We start from the raw sequence: 867 nt of genomic DNA, 5'->3' as shown, positions 1-867 counted from the left end.
ATCAGACGTTCACCATCGCGACCACGGACTACGCTATGCAAACCATTCTGCCGTTTGCTTTACCGCGCATTTATCAAGAAGCGCCGAATGTGTCGTTTAACTTTTTGCCTTTGCAGCATGACCGTTTATCCGATCAGTTGACTTATGAAGGGGCCGATCTCGCCATTTGTCGCCCAACTGGCCCCGTAGAGCCGCTGCGTAGCGAGATTCTTGGTCGCGTTGGCGTGTTGTGTTTACTGTCCAAACAGCATCCTTTGGCGAATCAAGAGATGAGTTTGGACGACTATTTGAGCCACCCTCACGCGATGATTGCCATCAGTGACGGAGTGAAAGCGTTGATTGAGCAAGCTTTAATCGACAAGCCGCAACGCAAAATGGTGCTGCGTGCGTACCATTTAGAAGCTGCGCTGGCGATTGTGGATACACTACCTATCATCATTACCGTTCCGGCAGATTTGGCGTATCTGGTTGCTGAGCGCTATGACCTAGTCGTAAAACCGTTGCCATTCCAATTTACGCCTTTTGATTATTCGATGATTTGGCATGCGCGCTGTGAGCATTCTCCTGCTCAAGAATGGCTGCGCTCCGTTGTGCGTGAAGAGTGCAGCAGGCTGATTGCAAAGCGAATCGAAGACATGGGATTGAACTGATAACAAAAGAGCCAGCAACGCTGGCTCTATTTACGTGAAGTGCTGACTTGTAGCTTGATAACGATAGCTTTATAGCTACAGCTTGATAACAATGCGACCGGTTACTTGGCCGTTGGTAATATCTTCGGCGTATTTTGGCGCTTCAGCGAGCCCTACTTCAGTACACGCTTGCTCGAAGTAGCTGTCTGGTAGTAGCTCAACCAGTTTTTCCCACGCT

At 49.4% G+C, this 867-nt stretch carries 1 protein-coding gene and 1 pseudogene; one reads left to right on the top strand and one right to left on the bottom strand.

Annotated features, from left to right (window positions below; all coding sequences use genetic code 11):
• Nucleotides 1–650, top strand: a 650-nt coding sequence (locus tag R7Q46_RS25910; RefSeq protein WP_318078047.1) for a LysR substrate-binding domain-containing protein, incomplete at its 5' end; no start/stop codon positions are given.
• A gap of 75 nt (nt 651–725) precedes the next feature.
• Here R7Q46_RS25910 and R7Q46_RS25905 read toward each other — a convergent pair.
• Nucleotides 726–867 (bottom strand): annotated as a pseudogene (locus R7Q46_RS25905) (oxidoreductase); the annotation flags it as partial.

The organism is Vibrio sp. 811 (assembly GCF_033339195.1).
This window is presented reverse-complemented; position numbering and strand designations above follow the sequence as displayed.